Below are 19,310 nucleotides of genomic sequence, written 5' to 3'. Positions count from 1 at the left end.
CCAGAGTTGGGCCGTCAAGGGGGCATCGTTGTCACAGGCGGCTCCATCAATTGATCGGAGAGTGAAAACATGCGTAGTGGTCTGAGCAAGGCCGTCGCGGTGCTGGGTGCGGCGGGTCTTCTCGCGGTCAGCGCCTGCGGGAACAGCGACGACGGTGGCGGCGGTGGGGACGCGGCGGCGACCAAGGACGTCACCGTCTTCACCTGGTGGGCCGACGGTGGTGAGAAGGCCGGTCTGGACGGACTGGTCTCGGTGTTCGGCACCGAGTGCAAGGACTTCAAGTTCGTCAACTCCGCGGTCGCCGGTGGCGCCGGGTCGAACGCCAAGCAGGTGCTGGCGAACGACCTCGCCGCGGGCAAGCCGCCGTCGACGTTCCAGGCGCACGCGGGCGCCGAGCTGGGCGACTACATCAAGGCCGGTCAGGTCGACGACGTCAGCAACCTCTACCAGGAGTTCGGTCTGGACAAGGCCTTCCCGCAGAGCCTGATCGACAACCTGACCGTCGACGGCAAGATCTACTCGATCCCGGCCAACGTGCACCGCGCGAACGTGGTGTGGGCCAACCCCACCGTGCTGAAGAAGGCGAACCTCGACGCCGCCACCGCACCGGCGAACGTGGACGCGTGGATCGCGGACATGGACAAGCTGAAGGCTGCCGGCGTGAAGGCGCCGCTGGCCATCTCCAAGGGCTTCGCCCAGGAGATGCTGGTCGAGGCGGTACTGCTGGCCGAGCTCGGCGCGGACAAGTTCACCGGTCTGTGGAAGGGCGAGACCGACTGGGCCGGCGCCGACGTGACCGCCGCGCTGGACAAGTACAAGAAGCTGCTGTCCTACACCAACGCCGACCGTGAGGCGATCGACTGGCCGGACGCGCTGCAGTACGTGAACAAGGGTCAGGCGGGCTACACGCTGATGGGTGACTGGGTCGCCGCGCAGCAGCTGGCCGACAAGGTCCCGGACACGGCGTACACCTACTGGCCGGCTCCGGGGACGGCGGGCAACTTCCAGTACCTGGCGGACTCCTTCACGCTGCCGACCGACGGGCAGAACCCGGACGGCGCGAAGTGCTGGCTGAAGGTCACCGGCTCGGCCGAGGGCCAGAAGGCGTTCAACACCAAGAAGGGCTCGATCCCGGCTCGCTCGGACGCGGTTCCGGGGGACTACCCGAAGTACCAGCAGAGCGCGATGGCCGACTGGAAGAAGGACAAGATCGTTCCGTCCTGCGCGCACGGCGCCGCCTGCACGCTCGGCCAGAACAACGACATCCTGTCCGCGATCAGCCAATTCAGCGGTAGCCAGAACGTAGCCCAACTCCAGACGGCGCTCGGCAATGCGATGAAGACGAGCTGATGCCGGCCGAGTTGCGGGCCGGCGTCGGGTCGGAGGACTGAGCCATGCACGGAAGAATCCGCACCTGGGGCCCAGGCGCCCTGGTGCTGCTGCCGACAGTGCTGCTGCTCGGGTACTTCGTCTACGGGCTGATCGCCTGGACGTTCAACACCTCGCTGACCGACCGGCACACCGCCCGCAGGGGCGGCTCGGCCAACTATGTCGGGTTCGAGAACTACACGAACCTGTTCAGCGAGGAGCGGTTCCTCAACTCGCTGAAGAACCTCGGCGTGCTCACGGTGGCGTTCATCGTGGGCACGCTGATCTTCGGCGTGCTCTGGGCGTTGCTGCTGGAGAAGGGGGTCACCGGCGAGGGCGTGTTCCGGTCGATCTTCCTGTTCCCGATGGCGGTCTCGATGATCGCCTCCGGCGTGGTCTGGGGCTGGTTGCTGAACCCGTCCCAGGGCGAGGACGCGCGCGGCCTGAACCGGCTGTTCTCGATCCTCCAGCTCAATTTCCTGGAGAATCCCTGGTGGACCGCCGGCAGTAGATGGACGACCATGATGGCCATCGCGCTGCCCGCGGTCTGGCAGTTGTCCGGCTACATCATGGCGCTGTTCCTGGCCGGGTTCCGGGGCATCCCGCCCGAGCTGCGGGAGGCGGCCCGGGTCGACGGTGCGAGCGAGTTCAAGCTGTACCGGCACGTGCTGTTCCCGCAGCTGTCGCCGATCGCCCTGTCGGCGCTGATCATCCTCGGACACATGTCGCTGAAGCTGTTCGACCTGATCTACGCGATCACCGGGCCGAACCAGTTCCGCACCGAGGTGCCGTCCATCTACATGTGGAACACCTTGCTCCGCGGTGACATGGCCAAGGCTGCCGCGATCGCGATCGTGATGCTCGCGGTGGTCGCCGTACTCGTCATCCCGTACGTCGCCTACACCGTCAAGCAGGAGAGTGAAGAATGACCGCCGCAGAGGCCGCGACCGGACAGGCCGCCGCGGCAATTCGCCGGAAACCGCAGCGGTCGGTCATCTCCGACGGCTCGACCCGCCGCAGCCGGACGATTCGCTACCTCCTGCTGCTGCTCTTCCTGCTGTTCGTCCTGACGCCGGTGTACGTCGTGGTGATCGGCAGCTTCAAGACGTCCAGCGACACCACCGCCGCCGCGCAGTGGTCGTTGCCGGAGACGTGGACGCTGGAGCCGTGGCGCAAGGCCTGGGACACGCTGCAGCCGTACATGGTCCGGTCGCTCTCGCTGGCGATCCCGGCCGCGATCATCTCGTCGATGATCGGGTCCGCGAACGGGTTCGTGCTGGCCCGCTGGCGGTTCCCGGGCGCGAACCTGGTGTTCGCGTTCATCCTGTTCGGGATGTTCATCCCCTACCAGGCCGTGATGCTGCCGCTGCGGACCACGTTCACCGAGCTGGACGTGACCCGCGGCGTACCGACGCTGATCATCGCGCACGTCATCTACGGCATCCCGATCTGCACGCTGATCTTCCGGAACTACTACGCCACCATCGTGCCGAACGAGATCATCGAGTCGGCCCGGGTGGACGGCGCCGGGCTGGTCCAGACCTACGCTCGGATCATCCTGCCGATCTCGATCTCCGGGTTCGTGGTGACGCTGATCTGGCAGTTCACCTCGGTGTGGAACGACTTCCTGTTCGCGCTGTTCCTCACCCAGCAGCAGAACGGCCCGATCACGCTGGGCCTGGCGGCGCTGGCCGGCGGGCAGAAGGTCGACTACGCGGCCAGCATGGCGGGCGCGCTGATCGCGTCGTTCCCGACGCTGCTGGTCTACATCCTGCTCGGCCGCTGGTTCATCGGCGGCCTGATGGCCGGCGCCCTGAAGGGCTGACCTGGCGAGCCGACGTACGGCGTTCGCGGCCCGTGCTACTCGATGCACGGGCCGCAGTCGTGTGGTGACGGCGTGTCGACAAGGTTATCCACAGGACGCGCGCACGGGCCTGCGGCGGACTGGGGCTGGGCGGTAATGTCGCGGACGTGACCAAGTCACCACGCGGCCGGAGCGGTCGACCAAGCCACCTGCGGCTGGTCGGTTCGACCCCGGCCCCGCCCTCGCGACCCACGGTAGGTGTCGACGTCGACGCCACGCCGAGTGTCGCCGTACTGGAAACGCTGCTGGAAACGCTGTCCCTCGACCTGGCCGCTGCGCCGCGGGCTCTGCACCCGGTGATCGCGGAGGCCTCGGTGGCGCGGTCCGCCGCGATGCTCGCCGACCAGCTGTGGCCGGCCGGGCGGCCGGACGAGATCGGCGAGGTGGAGCGGTTCTTCTGGGCCGACGCCGCCCGTGTGCTCGGTGAACGCCGCGACCCGGAATCCTTTGTTCTGTTGACGAGTCTGGCCCGCACGGTCGGGCCGGCCGGGCGGCTGCCGCTGCAGCGAGCCCACCTGTCCCGGCTGCGGACCGAGAACTGGGTGCCGGAATGGGTGACCCGGATCGCTGGGTTCCGGCTGACCAGCGCCATCGTTTCCGAGGACATCACCGGCGACGGGTTGAGCGTCGTCCTGGACTACGACGACGAGCAGCATCCGCACACGGTCGTGGTGTTCATCGACAACAACCTGGGCGCGATCGTGAAGGACGTGTTCGTCGGCCCGCCGGTGGACCGGGTGCTCGAGGCGTACCAGCGCGGCGGCCGGGTGACCATCCGGACGGTCCGGCCACCGACCGCCGCCGGCATCATCCTGCAGGCGCTCGGCGAGACCAACGACTACGACGACCCGCCGGTGACCGAGGACTTCGAGTTCTTCTCCGGCCTGCTGGTGAATCGGCTGACCCAGTTGCCGGAGCGCCCGATCCGCCCGCCGATCCGGCCGTTGCTGTCACCGAAGCAGCGCGACCAACTGGTCGAAGAGTTCCTGGCGTCGCCGTACGCCGATGGGCTGCCCGGCGACGCGGCGGACATCGTGCGACTGTGGATCGACCACGCGGTGGACCACACGGTCGGCGGTCCGCTGCGGGTCAGCGCCGTACTGGTGGAGCTGTTCCTGGCGCATTGGCTGCCGCGCAAGGTGCTTGCCGATAGCACCTACTTCAGGGCGGTGCCGATGGTGGTCAAGGCCTGGCTGGAGTTCGCGGGGGACCGCACCCAGCTGGCGCTGGACGCCATCGACGAGGCGGTCGACGCGGTGGACGTCTGGACGCCGGCGCTGGAGGCCGCGGCGATGGTCGACCCGGTCGGCTCCAAGCCGGGCGAACGCGTCTTCCTCGACGAGACCACCAACGACCTGGAGGACGCCTACCGGGCGCTGTCCGGCCTGGGCACCCCACCCCAACCGGACCTGCGCGGCCTGGACAAGTCCCAGGCGGCGACGCTGTCCGTCCTCGCACCGCACGCCTGGTTGATGGCCGGCGAAACCCTGGGTACGACGTACGCCCCCGACGCCTTCGACATCGCCGAACGCCTGGTCCGCGACGCCCCCGACCTGCTCGCCAAAGCCCGCCTGTCCACCTGGCCCCGAGCCATCGTCTGGCTCCTCGCCCACCGGCACCGCCTTGTCGGCCCGGGCGAACCCCTCACCCCCTACTCCCTGGCCACCGACCTCGCGTCTTCCCCCGCCACCCTCCGCAAAACCGCCAAACTCCTCACCGACACCCTCATCCTCCCGCGCTGATCAGGGCGGATCCGCGGTCGGCTTCCGCTCGCCGTCGAGATCGACCGAGTACTTCCCGACCGGTTGCAGGCACTTGGCGGAACCCGCCTGCAGAGTGCGCAGCACTTGGCGTCGTCCGTTCGCATCGATCGGACCGACGACTTCACAGGACTTGTGGACGTACGCCGTTCCGTTCCACTCGAACACGTCGCGACTGGTGCTCGGGTTCCGGGTGTTGGCCGGCCAGCCCTCGCGGTAGGTGATCAGGCGGCGCACCCCGGCGAAGGTCGGTTCCTCGTAGGCGTCGACCACCAGGCCGGTTCCACCGACGCTGCCGAAGGTCTGCGGCGGCGTGGCCGACGGGTCGATCACCCACGCGATGCCGCTGTGGTTGGTGACCGCGAAGCTGACGAAGAGGTGGTTCGTCACGTCGGTGTCCAGCGCGGTCAGTCCGTACCCAGGCAGGAACGACTGGATTGGCGACTTCCAGCGCAGGTCACCAGACTTGTCGAAGACCAGCACCGCGGACCCCGCCGAGCTGCTCAGCTCCTCCTTGGTGACCAGGTCGACGCCGACCGCGGTCAACTCACCGGCGCCGTTGGCGATCACGATGGACTTGGAGGTCTTGCACTCGAAACCGTCCTGCCGGCACTCCTCGATGGCCGCGCGGACGCGCTCGTCGAGACTCGGGCTCCCCTTGATCCAGCCGCCGACCCGCGACACCAGGTCGTCGCCGACGAGGAGGACGACGACGGCCACGATCAGCGCGGCCAGGGCGAGTTTGTTGGCGTCCTTGAGCCAGGAAGACCACGGTTGCTTCGCGGGAGCGGTGGGCGGCGGCTCGCTCTGGTCCAGGTCTGGCACCGGGACATTCTGTCAGCGGCGCCGGGTCGCATGCTGGGCCGACCGCGGTCCGTGTTGAGCCCCGGCGGACAATGGGGGACATGCATGTGCGTGCGCCGGAGCTCAAGGGTCGTGGGTGGTTGAACACGGGTGGGCGGGAGTTGTCGCTCTCGGACTTCCGGGGGCGTTTCTTGCTGCTCGACTTCTGGGCGTTCTGCTGTGTCAACTGCCTGCACGTGCTGGACGAGTTGCGGCCGTTGGAGGAGAAGTACGGCGACGCGCTGGTGATCGTGGGGGTGCATTCGCCGAAGTTCGCGCACGAGGGGGAGGAGGCCGCGGTCCGTGCCGCGGTGGAGCGGTACGAGGTAGGGCATCCGGTGCTCGACGATCCGGAGCTGATCACCTGGCAGAACTACACCGCCAGGGCGTGGCCGACGCTGGTGCTGGTGGATCCGAATGGCTACATCGTCGCGCAGTACTCCGGTGAGGGCCACGCGCACGCGTTGGACGCTCAGCTGGCGGAGCTGATCGCCGAGCATGAGCAGGCGGGGACGCTGACGCGGGGCAAGTCGCCGTACGTCGCTCCGGAGCCGGAGCCCACCGACCTCCGCTTCCCGGCGAAGGTGATTGCCCTGGACAACGGGTTCCTGGTCGCCGACGCCGGCAACCACAGCATCGTCGAGCTCGCGGACGACGCGACCACCGTGGTACGGCGGTTCGGCACCGGCCACCGTGGACTCGCCGACGGCGCCGCTGACGAGGCCGCCTTCTCCGAGCCGAACGGCCTCACCCGCCTGCCGGCCGACGTCGCCACCGAACTCGGGTACGACGTGGTCGTCGCCGACACCGTGAACCACGCCCTGCGCGGGATCAACCTGGAGACCGGCCACGTCAGCACCCTGGTCGGCACTGGCAAGCAGTGGATGGACGGCGACGGCACCGAGGTCCTCAGCTCCCCGTGGGATGTCGCGTGGTGGCAGGACAAGGTCTGGATCGCGATGGCCGGCGTACACCAGCTCTGGACCTTCGACCCGGTCACCAGGGTCACCGAAGTCGCCGCCGGCACCACCAACGAAGGCCTGAAGGACGGCGCGCTCGACCAGGCCTGGTTCGCGCAGACGAGCGGGCTCGCCGTCGACGGCGACCGCCTCTGGCTGGCCGACTCGGAGATCTCCGCGCTGCGCTGGATCGACACCGAGGTGCACACCGCCGTCGGCACCGGCCTGTTCGACTTCGGCCTACGCGACGGCAAGGCGAGTGAGGCCTTGCTGCAGCACCCGCTCGGCGTGACCGTGCTGCCCGACGGTTCGATCGCAATCGCCGACACCTACAACGGCGCCGTACGGCGGTACGACCCGCGCGCCGACGTGGTCGACACGATGGCGACCGGCCTCGCCGAGCCCAGCGGTGCTGTTGTCGTGGGCAACGAACTGCTGGTGGTCGAGTCCGCCGCGCACCGGTTGACCCGGATCCCGCTCGGCGCCTCGGCGACCGCGGACGAGTTCAGCACCCGGACCCAACGTCCACCGATGGACGTCGCGGCCGGCGAGGTCACGCTCGAGGTCGTGTTCACGCCACCGCCGGGGCAGAAGCTGGACGACCGCTACGGCCCGTCGACCCGGCTCCTGGTGTCGTCCACCCCGGAGAGCCTGCTCCGCGACGGCGCCGGCGACTCGACGGATCTCGCCCGCACGCTAGTGATCGACGAGCGGGTCGGCGACGGCGTCTTACATGTCGCCGTACAGGCTGCATCGTGCGACGACTCCGCGGAGGTCGAGTTCCCGGCCTGTCACATGCATCGGCAGGACTGGGGAGTCCCGGTCCGCGTGACCCCGGAAGGTGCCACGCGGCTCGAGCTGGTGCTGTCCGGAGCGTCTACTCCTTGACGTCGCGGTGGTGCTCCTCGACCACCCGGTACTCCTCCTCGATCGCCGGATCGATCGCGTCGGTCTCGACCCGACGGCGCCGGTTGGTGATGTAGAAGGAGAGCACGATCCCGGCCAGTCCGGCGAGGATCAGGATGTAGCCCACCACGGTCAGGTTGACAGCGTCCCATGAGTCCTGGACGGCGAAGGCGAAGATGGCGCCCACCACCATCAGAAAGATCCCCACACCGATGCTCATCCGAGCCTCCTAGCGAAGTGTTCCTCACCTTCGAAACTACTCTGATCGCACGGTGTAATCCATCCATAACGCATGTCTCTTACACCACGAACGACAACTAGGTACCCGTGCGTAAACGCCCAAAGGGCCTGCCTGCTGATCCCCCGCCTACTGCGCGGCACTCGGCACGGCACCTCGCCGCACTGGCCCGAAGGCCACGATGCTCCGCATCGAGACCTCCGCTCCAGCACGCCGATGCACCGCACCGAGCACCTGCTCGCTACGGCGCGGGATCAGCAGGCAGGCCCTAGTGGGTCTTGAGCTCGATGTCGCCGCTGGTGGTCGTGGCGGTGATGGTGTGGGAGCCGTTCGGGTCGTCGCCGAGGGTGTTGTCGACCTCGCCGCTGCGGGTCTCGGTGCTGACGTTCCAGCCGCCCGCCGGCGCGATCACCTCGATATCGCTGCTGGTGCCCTTCGCCCGAACGTCGTTTGCCTCGGCCAGCTGGAGCTCGAGATCACCGGAGGTGGTCTCCGCGGTGACCGCGCCGCCCTTCAACCCCGACGCCTCGACGTCGCCAGAGGTCGCGGTCACGTCCAGCTTGCCGGTCAGGTCGTTCACGACCACGTCACCCGAGGTCAGGTCGAGTTTCACGTCGCCGGTGACGTCGTTGATCTCGATCGTCCCGGACCGCGACTGCGCGTCCACCCCGCTGACGCCCGTGATCGAGACGTCTCCGCTGCCGTTCTCGCCGGTCACCTTGGTCCCGCGCGGAACCGTCACCACGAAGTCGGCGCTGCACTGCCAGCCGCAGTCGCCGTCGAGCTTCAGGACGCCGTCGTCGACCGAGTAGGCGTCACCATGCTTCCACAGCCAGAACTGGCGCTTCTCCTGGACGGTGGTCTTGTCGTCGTCGGAGACCTTGATGGTGATGTCGGAGCTCTTGGCGGCCAGCTGGACCGTGCTGATCCGGTCGCCGAGCTCGTGGTCGTCGGTCGAGTCCCGGTCCCCGAACTGCCAGAACGCCAACGCCGCCCCGGCCACCAGAAGCACTGCCCCCAGCTGCTTGGTCTCCGCCATCATCCGCCCCTTCTTGTCCCATCCTGTCCGCTCGACAGTAGGCCGGGTGGCAGTGACGGAGGATCCGGCAGATCCCCCGAGGCGTCCCTGAACCAGACCTCAGGGACGCCGGAGGTCAGCTCCGGTACTCGCCCCGGGAGACCGCGGCGGCGAGGTCGTCGTCGATGCTGCCGAAGAAGGTCCGCGCCCACAGGTCGTCGCCGTGCCAGTAGGGACCGTCGTCGCCGGGCAGCGAGGCCGGCGCCTTGCCCTGCTTCAGCGCTTGCCGGCACTCGGCGCACAGCGGCAGCGTCAACGTCGTCCCGTCGGCGTCCACCTGCGTCGGCCGCCCCGCCGACCTTCCGTGCAGCGGGTTGAAAGCACACAGCTCCGGTACGGCGTCCTGCTTCCGGCCGGCCGCCACCGCCACGGCTGCGTCGTACTCCCGCCGAGCCTTGTCCAGCAGCACCATCGCGCCGACCACGTCGACGAGATCCTCCGACGAGTCGAGGACCTTCCGAGCGGCGTGATGCGCATCGAGCGCTGCCTGCTGATGCCGCAGTTCGTCTCCCGAAGCCGCAGGCAGCGCGGCCAGCTCCGACCCCAGCTTGGTCAGCTCCAGCCCGGTCTCGCGAGTCAGCCGACGCCGTCTCTCCAGAGCAACTGTCGCAGCCACATGCGGCGGAATGCTGAACGGCTTCTCCCGCCGCGGCCGGTCGACGCCAGGCCGACGAAGGCCGATCACCAACCCCAGCCCGACCAGCGCGGCGATCCCCAGCCCGACGATCAACGCGATCAACCCGGCCGAGGACTCTTCCTCGGGCTCATCGGAACTTGACGGGCGGGTGCTCGACGTCGGGTTGGCCGCCGGCAGCTCCGGAGCCGCCAGCAGGTCGTACATCTTGGACAGGACCTCGGTCGGTCCGGCGTCGTACCCGGTATCGTCGAGCGCCCGCTCCCGGGCCGCCCGCAGCTTGTCGTCGTCCACCTGCGGCAGCGAGTGCGCCTCGTACCACGGGAAATGGCCACCGCCGTCGACCACGACGTACAGCCCGGGCTTGCCGAGGGCATCGATCACCAGGGTGAGCACGTTCCGCTCCTCGCCCCGGAACGGGTCGCTCGGCGACAGCGGCAGCACGATCGAGTAGACCGGGTACCCGAGCGCCTTCGCCTTGGCGCGTACGTCGGCCAGCTGGTTCTCCGGAAGCGCCGACCTGTACGCCGGGTCGACGTACAGCGGGTCCTTGGCCAGAGCCGTCGCGATCTCGCGGGAGCGCTCTGCCGGCGTCTGCGCTCGAGCTGGTACGGCGGTCAGCGACACCAGCAACGTCAACAGCACAGTCAGGGCCACCCGCGTCTTCACTGAGTTCCTCCACGTCGTCGGGCGACCAGAGCCGCTACTCCGAGCACGACCGCGGCGAGCGACGCGCCACCCATCAGGCCGAGTACGCCGCCGCCGACCCCGTTGCCGATCGCCTTGCCAACCGTGAACGGCTCGTTGGTCGAGCTCCTCTCCGGTCTGGGCGGAAGCGGCTCGGTCCGAGCCGGCTTGGCGTCGTACCGGTCGTCGTCCACCTTGACGTCCTCGAGGTACTCCGCGAGCTGGCCGGCGATCGACTGCCTCGCCTCCGCCCAGGTGCTCTCCGGCGCCCACGCCGCGATCTCGTGCTCCACGCCGTACGTCGTGTCACCGTCCATCACGACGTACAACCCGGGCTTGCCGTGCGCGGCCGCGAGCCAGCCGGCCAGCAATGTGGTGTCCCCTTGCTCGTCGAACCATTCCCCAGTCGGTACGACGGCGACGTACACGGGAAGTGGCGCCGCCTTGATCTCGCGGAGCAGCTCGGCGGACTGCGTCGCGTCGACCACGGCCGCGTAGTCAGGGTCGACGTACAACGGCGACGTCGCCCAGGTGGCCTTGGCCGCGGTGATCCGCGGGTCGGACGGAACCGCGGCCCACGCAACCCCGGGCACCAGGACCATAGTTGCCACAAGCAACAGGATGAGCCGCTTCACCGGACGTCGTCCTGGAGCCCGGCCACCCGTTCGGGCAGGTCGTCGGAGAGCGCGCCGAACCCGGTCGCCACCATCAGGTTGTCCTCCGGATCCAGCGTCCAGTACGGCACCTGCTCGCGCCCGATCAGGCCGGACCGCTTCCACACCTGCAGCCCGTACGGCGTCTGGCCCTTGCCGAGGATCCGCGCACACTGCTTGCAGGCCGGCACCTCGATGCCGTCCGACCAGTCGACCGTCGCCGTCCCGGAGCGGTGCGTCGGATCGAAGAAACATGGTCGCGCCACGCTCGCCCCGCTGGCGCCCCGCTGGGCCTGCCAGGCCAGGACCCAGGCACCGGTCATCGTGAGCAGATCGTCGGTGTCACCGTCGCGCAGCTTGCGGGCCGCATCCAGGCGACGGCAGGCGTCGTCACGTTGGTCGAGGAGCTTGACCGATTTCCGCGGCCGTTTGTCGAGCCGGTCGATCGCCTGCTGCGCCCGCTCGATCCAGTCGTCAGCGCGGCCCCGCATGTCCGAAGCCGCGATCGGCGGCGGCTCGGCGGAGAAGCGCTTCTTGGGCCGGGCCTTCCGCCGCAGGGCGATCCAGAGCGTCAGCGCGAACCCGGCCAGGACGCCGATCCCCAGGCCGGTGAACACGGACTGGTCCTCCCGATCCGTGGTCGACGGCCCGCTCCGCGTCGAGGGCGGATCCAGGTCACTGACCGGGATCGCCGGCAGCGGCCGTCCGTCGTACGCCGTGGCCGCATGCTGGATCGTCCGCACGATCTGCGGCACCGGCCGGTCGTTGACGATGTCGTAGTACTGCTCGTCGTCGAGCCGGACGCCGGTGAGGTCCCGGCCCCTCAGCCCCGCCGGCCGGAACAGCTCCTCGGCGACGGACCAGTAGTCGTCGGCGACCACGGCCACCACGTACAGCCCCGGCTGCCCGACCCGTGCCTGCAGCAACGTCGTCAGGTCACTCGAGCTCTCCCGCGTGTGCGGCGACTGTGGCACCAGCGCGACGTACACCGGGAAGTCGACGGTCCCGGCCTCGGCGCGGATCCGGTCCAGCTCAGGGATCGGGCGGAGCCGCTCGTCGACGTAGATCTTGTCGGTCCGCCAGGCGGCTGCGATCCGGTCCGGCAGCTGTGGCGTCGCTGCCCGCGCGGGCAGCACCGGAACGAACGCCAGCACGGCGAACAGGAGGGCGAGGCGGCGCAGGGTGGCGGACATCCGGAACAGGGTACGAAATGGCAGGGCCCTGGCTCGGACAGGGGAAGCCGAGCCAGGGTCGCTGGGTGCCACGGGCAGAAACGTTCCTCTACAGACAGCCTCTTCACCAGGGCAGATCGCGGGGCAACCCGGGGCAGATGCATCTGCCCCGACCTCCGGCTCGATCCGCGCAAGTGATCGAGCCGGAGGAGCCGGGAAACTCAGAAGGCGGACTCCGGCAGGTCCATCACGTCCAGGTCGGTGAGCTCGGCCTTGACCCGCTCGGCCCGGACCGACGGCATCGTGGTCCGGACGAACCACTGGGCCGCGGCCACCTTGCCGGTGTAGAAGTCCTGCTCGGCCGGGGACAGCTCGCCGCCGAGCTTGTCGAGCGCGACCTCGGCCTGCCGCAGCATCAGCCAGGAGCACACCACGTCACCCAGCACGTACAGCAGCCGCGAGGTGTTCAGGCCGACCTTGTAGATGTTGCGCGGGTCGCCGTTCTCCGCCTGCGGGTTGCTCGCCATCAGCGCCTGCCCCATCACCCCGAGGATCTTCTGGGTGTCCTCCAGGCCCTTCGCCAGCAGCCCGCGCTCCTCCTTCAGCCGGCCGTTGCCGGCCTCGGAGGCGACGAAGCCCTGGATCTGCTCGGCCAGGTGGCCCAGCGCCTTGCCCTGGTCCTTGATGATCTTGCGGAAGAACAGGTCCTGGCCCTGGATCGCGGTGGTGCCCTCGTACAGGGTGTCGATCTTGGCGTCCCGGACGTACTGCTCGATCGGGTAGTCCTGCAGGAAGCCGGAGCCGCCGAAGGTCTGCAGCGACTCGGTGCCGAGCAGCGTCCACGACTTCTCCGAGCCGTAGCCCTTGACCAGCGGGAGCAGCAGGTCGTTCACACCCACGGCGACGACGTCGTGCTCACCGGCGTACCGAGCCTGCTCGGCGCGGTCCTGGTACGTCGCCGTGAACAGCACCAGCGCCCGCAGCGCCTCGGCGTACGCCTTCTGGGTCAGCAGCGAGCGGCGGACGTCCGGGTGGTGGGTGATGGTGACCCGCGGCGCGTCCTTGGCCGGCTGGGTCAGGTCGGCGCCCTGGACCCGCTCCTTGGCGTACTCGAGCGCATTCAGGTAGCCGGTGGACAGGGTCGCGATCGCCTTGGTGCCGACCATCATCCGCGCGTACTCGATCACCTGGAACATCTGCGCGATGCCGTCGTGCACCTCGCCGAGCAGCCAGCCCTTGGCCGGGATCCCGTCGCCGAAGGTGATCTCGCAGGTGGTGGACACCTTGATGCCCATCTTCTTCTCGACGTTCGTGACGAAGGCGCCGTTGCGCTCCCCGGTCAGCTCGCCGGTCTCCAGGTCGAAATGGTGCTTCGGCACGACGAACAGGCTCAGGCCCTTGGTCCCGGGACCACCGACGCCCTGGATGCCCTGCGGCCGGGCCAGCACCAGGTGCACGATGTTCTCGGTCAGGTCGTGCTCACCGGAGGTGATGAACCGCTTGACGCCCTCGATGTGCCAGCTGCCGTCGTCCTGCAGGGTGGCCTTGGTCCGCCCGGCGCCCACGTCGGAACCGGCGTCCGGCTCGGTCAGCACCATGGTGGCGCCCCAGCCGCGCTCGATGATGTGGTGCGCGATCTTCTTGTCACGGTCGACGCCGTTGCGCCACAGCACGTGCGCGAAGTTCGGGCCGGCGGCGTACATGTGCACCGGCGGGTTGGCGCCCAGCACCAGCTCGGCGGCGGCCCAGCGCAGCGACGGCGGGGTCGGCTGGCCGCCCAGCTCGGCCGGCAGCTCCAGCTTGAACCACTCGGCGTCCATGTAGGCGTGGTAGCTCTTCTTGAACGCCTCCGGCATCCGGACCTCGTGCGCCTCGGCGTCGAAGACCGGCGGGTTGCGGTCGGCCTCGGCGAACGACTCGGCCAGCTCGTGCTTGGCCAGCCGGTCGATCTCGGCCAGCACCTCACGGGCGGTGTCGACGTCCATCTCGGCGTACGGGCCCTGCCCGAGCACCTCGTCCCGGCCCAGGACCTCGAGCAGGTTGAACTCGATGTCCCGCAGATTCGACTTGTAGTGGCTCACGCCTTCACCTCGCTTCGCTCGGCTGCGGCATGAGCCAGAGGCTGCTGTGCATATTTGTTCGATCGCTTCGCTCTCTCACAGGGGTCCCCTACCTCTTGGCAGCGTTGTACTCACGAGTAACTTAAGTATATACCCGCGGGTAACGAAGACAAAGAAGTTTGTCCGGGACGTGATCCAGGAGACTTGTCCCGTGAAGCTGAGGCTGGTCTACGAGACGCACTCGACGACGCTCGACAACGAGCAGGGGATCGCCACCGGCTGGCTACCCGGGGAGCTCTCCGCCGCGGGGCACCGGGAGGCGGCCGAGTTGGGTGCGCGCCGCAAGGACGTCGATGTCGTGTTCAGCTCGGACCTGCGGCGGGCCGTGCAGACGGTCGAGGCGTCCGGCCTGACCGCGCCGCACTTCCAGGACTGGCGGCTGCGCGAGTGCAACTACGGCTCGCTGAACGGCGCGCCGCGGGGAGCGCTCGAGCCGCGGGTGAACCGGGTGCAGACACCGTTTCCGGGCGGGCAGAGCTACTGGGAGGTGATGGAGCTGACGCGCTCGTTCCTCGAGGACCTCAAGCGCTGGCACGACGGCCAGGTCGTGCTGATCGTCGCGCACTCCGCGAACCGCTGGTCGCTCGACCACCTGCTCGGCAGCCGCGCGTCGCTCGAAGACCTGGTCGCCGCTCCGTTCGAGTGGCGACCAGGCTGGGAGTACGTCCTCTAGGGCGTGTAGATCGCGGAGCTGCCGTACAGCTTGTTGGTGAACGCCGAGATGTAGCTCGCGGTGGTCGTCGAAGTGAGGTTGTAGGTGAGGAAGACGCCGTACCCTTCGTCGACCGTGCGCTGGGCGAGGCTTGCCGCGGTGGACGAGCTGGTCGCGGTGATCGACACCGCGGCGGGGGACAGCCGGGCCTTGTCGCTCGGGCCGCTCGGGACCATCCAGCTGCCGTACCACGGGTTCCAGGCGTAGTCGAAGGTGTTCGCGATGCTCACGCCGTTGTAGCTCAGCCGGTCGGAGGCCGGGCCGATGTCGTAGAGCGTGATGAGCTTGTTCGGCAGCTTCTGGCGCAGCGCCTGGACCAGGTAGACGAACGAGAAGTCGTTCGGCTGGCCGGTGCCGTTGGTGCCGTACTCGACGTACTCGTCGTCGAAGTCGATGCCGTCGAGACCGTACTGGTTGACCGCGTCCGCGAGCTCCTGGGCGAACGCGTCGGCCGCCTGCTGGGACGGGAAGTTCGCGAAGCCGGCGCCCTGGTGGTTGCCGAGGATCGACAGCAGGACCTTGATGCCCTTCTGCTGCAGCGGCCGGACCTGGGTCGCCACGTTGTCGAGCACGTTCTGCACGTTCTCGTTGAAGTGCAGGTAGGCGTTGGCGCCGTCGTAGTTGATGTTCGCCGCGAAGATGACCGCGACGTCGAACACCTGCGCGCCGCCCTTGCTGAGCGTGTACCTGGCGGCGTTCGTCATGCTCTCGTTGTTGACCTCGATGTAGACCACCGAGATCGGCCCGGTCTTGGCGCGCGGCCGCGGCCTGGCGTAGGCGCTGGCGGCGGTCGGTACGGCGACTCCGGCGGCGGTGGTCGCGGCCAGGGCTGACAGCAGGGTCCTTCGGCGCATGCGCGGTGCACTCATCGATCGACTCCTCGGCATCGGGGCGGGATTCGCTATATCGGTTAAGTCACTCTCGCCGCCTGGCGGAATGGCCAGGCGGCGAGAGAAGATAAACCGGTATAGCAAGCACGATCATCGATCGGAGTGAACCCGCTGTCAAGAGGTCGTCAGCGCAGCGTGACGACCTCGGTCATCCCGGTCGCCTCGACCTTGACCTCTGCCTTGTCGCCGGCGGGCACCAGGACCGCGTTCGTCCGCGGTGTGCTCCAGGCGCCGCCGTCGTACCGGTAGGAGAGTTTCGCGTCCTTGTGCGCGACGGCCCAGCCCTGGCCGGCGGGCAGCTTGATCGACACCGGCAGCGGAGTGTTCGCGTCGGGGACGCCGCCGGGGATGATCGTGCGCTTGCCGGTCTTGGGCTCGAGTACGGCGTACACGCGCGTCGGATCGTTGTCGATCTGCTGCTCGCCCAGGTACACCGACGAGCCGTTCGCGGTCACGCCGTACGCGGTCCAGAACGAGTGTCCGAGCATGTAGTAGCTCTTGTCCGTGACGGGGTCGAGGGCGGTCTCGAACCGGTTCGCCGCGATCGTGCTCAGCTTGTCCGCGTTCGCGGTCATCGGCCAGGTCACCAGTTCGGTGAAGTCGCTCCACAGCCGCCGGTCGCCGGGACTCTGCTCCGGTTTCGCGGCTTCTACGCCGCCGTTCACGATCCCCTGGTAGGTCTCACCGGTGGCCGGAAGTCCGCTGATGCTGAGATCCGGAAGGCCGGTGTCGCGCGGGAGCTCGACCACAGCGACGCCGTCCTTGAAGCGCAGCGGGGTGTACTCGCGGCGGCTGCCGCCGTCCGCCGGGTACGTCCGGCCCGCCGACCACCCGGTCTTCTTGCCGGTGTCGAGGACGACGAGCGCCTTGGTGTCGCCCTTCGTCGCCACCATCCCGGTCATCAGGCCGACACCGGGCGCCGGGTAGCTGTCCGACAGCATCGCCGGCTTGCCGTCCTTGCCGTCGACAACGAAGCCGACGAGGGTGTAGATGCCTTCCTTGTCGAGCTGGATGTTGTCGTGGTGCCGCAGGTAGGAGTGCTCGGCCACGATCGCGACCCGGCCGGCCGGGGTGTTGCCGGCCCAGTAGACCTTCGCGTTGCCCTGCAGGTGGTCGAAGATGCCGCGGTCGTAGTTCGCCGACTTGCGGTGGCTGGTGCGCCAGACCGTGAGCACCTGGTCGAGATATGCCTGGTCGTCCGCAAGGTCGCCGCGGGTCGGCGTCGCCATCAGGAAGCTGTACAGATCGGCGGCGACGGGTGTCGACGCGACCGGTGTGTCCCGGATGCGGTCCAGAACGGCCGGCGCGGTGACGGCGACGCCGCCGACGGCGGCCACGGCGAGGGTGCTCGCGGTCAGGGTGAGGAAGCGGCGCCGGCGGAGTCGCCGGGCACCTCCCAGGCGGGCCCGGCCGAGCAGGTCCGGGGGCGCTTCGACGTCGTCGACGCCGGCGCTCAGCCGCTGCTTGAGTTCGGTCTCGGTCATCGGAGTCCTTCCAGGGCTGGTTCGGTGATCAGGCGGAGCCGGTCCAGAGCGCGGGAGGCCTGGCTCTTCACGGTGCCGAGGGAACACCCGAGCGCCTCGGCGGTCTGCGCTTCGGTGAGGTCCTCGTAGTACCGGAGGACGACGACCGCTCGTTGCCGCGGCGGTAGCTCCTGGAGCGCGGACAGCAGTTGGTCGCGAACGACGAAGCCCTCGGTCCCGTCCGGGGTGGCGACGTCGTGGTCGATCAGCGCGGTCTCCGGTTTGCGCCCGCGGCTGCGCCACCGGTTCGCGGCGAGGTTGGCGAGGGTCTTGCGGGCGTAGGCCTCGGGCGCGCCGTGGATCCGCCGCCAGCGCACGTACACCCGCTCGTACGTCTCCTGGACGAGATCCTCGGCCGCCGCCCGGTCGCCGGTGAGCAGTACGGCGGTCCGGAGCAGCCGGGTCGAGCTCCCCCGGACGAACTCGTCGAAATCGTCACCGCGGGTGACCATCCGCCCCTCCTCCGTCAGCTGATCTGGTAGTAGGTAGACACCGGCGGCTCACGGAAGGTTGCATCACGGGTCGCGCGACTGGGAAGTTATGGACGAAGATGAGTAGTGGGGGTGGGAAAAACTTACGGGGGCCTTGTCCAAGGAGGACCCGATGAGTGCAGCAGCAACCGGTCAGACCGTGGCCGACCCGCGGACCCGGCGGTCCCTGGTCGCCGGCACGGTCGGCAACTTCGTCGAGTGGTACGAGTTCGGCGCCTACGGCTTCTTCGCGACCGTGATCGCGGCGAACTTCTTCAGCAGTACGTCGACCAGCGACGCCGAGAGCCTGATCAAGACCTACGCCTCGTTCGCGCTGGCGTTCTTCTTCCGGCCGATCGGCGCTGCCGTGTTCGGCCGGGTCGGTGACCGGATCGGCCGGCGTCCGACCCTGATCCTGGTTCTGCTGCTGATGACTTTGTCGACCACGCTGATCGGCCTGCTGCCGACGTACGCGACCGTCGGCGCCGCGGCGCCCTGGTTGCTGACGCTGGTCCGGGCCCTGCAGGGGTTGTCGGCCGGTGGTGAGTTCGGCGGCGCGGTGTCGATCATGACCGAGTTCGCGCCGAAGACGAAGCGCGGTCTGTACGGCGCGTGGCAGTCGTTCACCGTCGCACTCGGACTGCTCGCGGGTGCTGGGCTGGCCGCGATCCTGGCGACCGTGCTGAGCAAGGAGGCGCTGACCGACTGGGGTTGGCGGGTGCCGTTCCTGCTCGCGTTGCCGCTCGGCCTGGTCGCGTTGTGGCTGCGGCTCCGGCTCGACGAGACGCCGAACTTCTCCCGGGTCCAGCAGGAGGAGCCGCGACCGGCAAGCACCGGTGAGGTCGCGAAGGCGATCGCGCTCGGCATCGGCCGGCTGATGGGCTGGTCGGCCGCCGGATACACGTTCCTCGTGGTGATGCCGTCGTACCTGCAGGCCACGCTGAACGCATCGTTCCAGCAGGCGCTGGTCGCGACCGTGCTGGCGAACGCCGGGTTCGCCGCGGCGATCCTGCCGGCCGGCCGGCTCAGCGACCGGATCGGGCGGCGGCCGGTCATGGTGACCGGCGCGGCCCTGGTCGTCGTACTCGCGTTCCCGCTGATGAACCTGCTGCAGGACAAGGAGTCCGGGAATGCGGCCAAGGGCGCGGCCGTGTTCGTCGCCGGGTTGGTGGTCGGGCTGATGGCCGGCCCGGGGCCGGCGATGCTGGCGGAGATGTTCCCGACCCGGGCCCGCTACACCGGTCTGGGGCTGGCGTACTCGCTGTCCAACGCGGTGTTCTCCGGGTGCGCCGGGCTGATCATCACCGAGTTGATCAAGCGGACCAAGAACATCGACATCCCCGCGTACTACGTGGCCGTGACCTGCGCGGTGAGCGTGATCGCGCTGCTCACGTTGCGCGGTGACGACCATCGACGGGAGTTGCGGGACTGAC

17 protein-coding genes are annotated in these 19,310 nt (G+C 68.7%); 7 read left to right on the top strand and 10 right to left on the bottom strand.

All coding sequences use genetic code 11. From position 1 onward, the window contains the following. Positions 1-69: 69 nt before the first annotated feature. The 4 genes from ACIBL3_RS01575 (at position 70) to ACIBL3_RS01560 (ending at position 4,974) form a co-directional block, all read left to right on the top strand. Positions 70-1,350, top strand: a complete 1,281-nt coding sequence (locus ACIBL3_RS01575; RefSeq protein WP_396351206.1) for an ABC transporter substrate-binding protein — start codon at positions 70-72, stop codon at positions 1,348-1,350. 44 nt (positions 1,351-1,394) lie between these two features. Then, positions 1,395-2,297, top strand: coding sequence for a carbohydrate ABC transporter permease (locus ACIBL3_RS01570; protein ID WP_396351205.1), 903 nt, complete (start codon positions 1,395-1,397; stop codon positions 2,295-2,297). Next, a complete protein-coding gene (locus ACIBL3_RS01565; protein WP_396351204.1) occupies positions 2,294-3,193 on the top strand; it encodes a carbohydrate ABC transporter permease in 900 nt (299 codons plus the stop codon). Before ACIBL3_RS01570 ends, ACIBL3_RS01565 begins: the two co-directional genes overlap by 4 nt. Positions 3,194-3,339: 146 nt before the next feature. After that, positions 3,340-4,974, top strand: coding sequence for a hypothetical protein (locus tag ACIBL3_RS01560; RefSeq protein WP_396351203.1), 1,635 nt, complete (start codon positions 3,340-3,342; stop codon positions 4,972-4,974). On the opposite strand, the gene ACIBL3_RS01555 is transcribed toward ACIBL3_RS01560, so the two are convergent. Next, positions 4,975-5,817 (bottom strand): hypothetical protein, encoded by an 843-nt coding sequence (locus ACIBL3_RS01555; protein WP_396351202.1) that lies wholly within the window; start codon positions 5,815-5,817, stop codon positions 4,975-4,977. Between the two features lie 80 nt (positions 5,818-5,897). Here ACIBL3_RS01555 and ACIBL3_RS01550 point away from each other — a divergent pair, with 80 nt between their 5' ends. Beyond that, positions 5,898-7,682 (top strand): NHL domain-containing thioredoxin family protein, encoded by a 1,785-nt coding sequence (locus ACIBL3_RS01550; protein WP_396351201.1) that lies wholly within the window; start codon positions 5,898-5,900, stop codon positions 7,680-7,682. Here ACIBL3_RS01550 and ACIBL3_RS01545 read toward each other — a convergent pair. The 6 genes from ACIBL3_RS01545 to ACIBL3_RS01520 all read right to left on the bottom strand — a co-directional run bounded on the left by ACIBL3_RS01545 (position 7,672) and on the right by ACIBL3_RS01520 (position 14,243). Next, positions 7,672-7,920, bottom strand: a complete 249-nt coding sequence (locus ACIBL3_RS01545) for a DUF6458 family protein (protein ID WP_360514471.1) — start codon at positions 7,918-7,920, stop codon at positions 7,672-7,674. The genes ACIBL3_RS01550 and ACIBL3_RS01545 overlap by 11 nt on opposite strands. 286 nt (positions 7,921-8,206) lie before the next feature. Further along, positions 8,207-8,980, bottom strand: coding sequence for a DUF4097 family beta strand repeat-containing protein (locus ACIBL3_RS01540; protein ID WP_396351200.1), 774 nt, complete (start codon positions 8,978-8,980; stop codon positions 8,207-8,209). Positions 8,981-9,092: 112 nt separating this feature from the next. Then, the gene (locus ACIBL3_RS01535; RefSeq protein ID WP_396351199.1) at positions 9,093-10,319 is read right to left on the bottom strand and encodes a hypothetical protein; all 1,227 of its coding nucleotides are present in this window, start codon (positions 10,317-10,319) and stop codon (positions 9,093-9,095) included. Then, positions 10,316-10,972: a hypothetical protein gene (locus ACIBL3_RS01530; protein WP_396351198.1), complete on the bottom strand. Its 657-nt coding sequence runs from the start codon at positions 10,970-10,972 to the stop codon at positions 10,316-10,318. The genes ACIBL3_RS01535 and ACIBL3_RS01530 overlap by 4 nt, the downstream gene beginning before the upstream one ends. After that, positions 10,969-12,183, bottom strand: a complete 1,215-nt coding sequence (locus tag ACIBL3_RS01525) for a hypothetical protein (RefSeq protein ID WP_396351197.1) — start codon at positions 12,181-12,183, stop codon at positions 10,969-10,971. The genes ACIBL3_RS01530 and ACIBL3_RS01525 overlap by 4 nt, the downstream gene beginning before the upstream one ends. A gap of 200 nt (positions 12,184-12,383) precedes the next feature. After that, complete coding sequence (locus tag ACIBL3_RS01520; RefSeq protein WP_396351196.1) at positions 12,384-14,243, bottom strand: acyl-CoA dehydrogenase; 1,860 nt, start codon at positions 14,241-14,243, stop codon at positions 12,384-12,386. Positions 14,244-14,433: 190 nt separating this feature from the next. Between ACIBL3_RS01520 and ACIBL3_RS01515 the strand changes: the two genes are divergently transcribed. Continuing rightward, a complete protein-coding gene (locus tag ACIBL3_RS01515; protein WP_396351195.1) occupies positions 14,434-14,955 on the top strand; it encodes a histidine phosphatase family protein in 522 nt (173 codons plus the stop codon). Here the strand turns inward: ACIBL3_RS01515 and ACIBL3_RS01510 are convergent. The 3 genes from ACIBL3_RS01510 to ACIBL3_RS01500 all read right to left on the bottom strand — a co-directional run bounded on the left by ACIBL3_RS01510 (position 14,952) and on the right by ACIBL3_RS01500 (position 17,859). Continuing rightward, positions 14,952-15,863 carry an endo-beta-N-acetylglucosaminidase H gene (locus ACIBL3_RS01510; protein WP_396351194.1) on the bottom strand — a complete coding sequence of 304 codons (912 nt, stop codon included), beginning with the start codon at positions 15,861-15,863 and terminating at the stop codon, positions 14,952-14,954. The genes ACIBL3_RS01515 and ACIBL3_RS01510 overlap by 4 nt on opposite strands. Before the next feature lie 146 nt (positions 15,864-16,009). Continuing rightward, a complete protein-coding gene (locus ACIBL3_RS01505; protein WP_396351193.1) occupies positions 16,010-17,368 on the bottom strand; it encodes a hypothetical protein in 1,359 nt (452 codons plus the stop codon). Next, positions 17,365-17,859 carry a SigE family RNA polymerase sigma factor gene (locus ACIBL3_RS01500; RefSeq protein ID WP_396351192.1) on the bottom strand — a complete coding sequence of 165 codons (495 nt, stop codon included), beginning with the start codon at positions 17,857-17,859 and terminating at the stop codon, positions 17,365-17,367. The genes ACIBL3_RS01505 and ACIBL3_RS01500 overlap by 4 nt, the downstream gene beginning before the upstream one ends. 151 nt (positions 17,860-18,010) lie before the next feature. Between ACIBL3_RS01500 and ACIBL3_RS01495 the strand changes: the two genes are divergently transcribed. Continuing rightward, positions 18,011-19,309 carry an MFS transporter gene (locus ACIBL3_RS01495; protein ID WP_396351191.1) on the top strand — a complete coding sequence of 433 codons (1,299 nt, stop codon included), beginning with the start codon at positions 18,011-18,013 and terminating at the stop codon, positions 19,307-19,309. Position 19,310 lies beyond the last annotated feature (1 nt).

Origin of the sequence: Kribbella sp. NPDC050124, from assembly GCF_044460355.1 — a bacterium.
Taxonomy (GTDB): domain Bacteria; phylum Actinomycetota; class Actinomycetes; order Propionibacteriales; family Kribbellaceae; genus Kribbella.
Note: the sequence above shows the minus strand (reverse complement) of the source record. Positions and strands in the feature narration are given on the sequence as shown.

Bases quoted from the DNA above. Each gene is read 5' to 3' on its own strand.
- ACIBL3_RS01570 (WP_396351205.1), top strand. From the start codon at position 1,395: ATGCACGGAAGAATCCGCACCTGGGGCCCAGGCGCCCTGGTGCTGCTG.
- ACIBL3_RS01545 (WP_360514471.1), bottom strand. From the start codon at position 7,920: ATGAGCATCGGTGTGGGGATCTTTCTGATGGTGGTGGGCGCCATCTTC.
- ACIBL3_RS01575 (WP_396351206.1), top strand. From the start codon at position 70: ATGCGTAGTGGTCTGAGCAAGGCCGTCGCGGTGCTGGGTGCGGCGGGT.
- ACIBL3_RS01540 (WP_396351200.1), bottom strand. From the start codon at position 8,980: ATGATGGCGGAGACCAAGCAGCTGGGGGCAGTGCTTCTGGTGGCCGGG.
- ACIBL3_RS01565 (WP_396351204.1), top strand. From the start codon at position 2,294: ATGACCGCCGCAGAGGCCGCGACCGGACAGGCCGCCGCGGCAATTCGC.
- ACIBL3_RS01495 (WP_396351191.1), top strand. From the start codon at position 18,011: ATGAGTGCAGCAGCAACCGGTCAGACCGTGGCCGACCCGCGGACCCGG.
- ACIBL3_RS01505 (WP_396351193.1), bottom strand. From the start codon at position 17,368: ATGACCGAGACCGAACTCAAGCAGCGGCTGAGCGCCGGCGTCGACGAC.
- ACIBL3_RS01550 (WP_396351201.1), top strand. From the start codon at position 5,898: ATGCATGTGCGTGCGCCGGAGCTCAAGGGTCGTGGGTGGTTGAACACG.
- ACIBL3_RS01525 (WP_396351197.1), bottom strand. From the start codon at position 12,183: ATGTCCGCCACCCTGCGCCGCCTCGCCCTCCTGTTCGCCGTGCTGGCG.
- ACIBL3_RS01500 (WP_396351192.1), bottom strand. From the start codon at position 17,859: ATGGTCACCCGCGGTGACGATTTCGACGAGTTCGTCCGGGGGAGCTCG.
- ACIBL3_RS01510 (WP_396351194.1), bottom strand. From the start codon at position 15,863: ATGAGTGCACCGCGCATGCGCCGAAGGACCCTGCTGTCAGCCCTGGCC.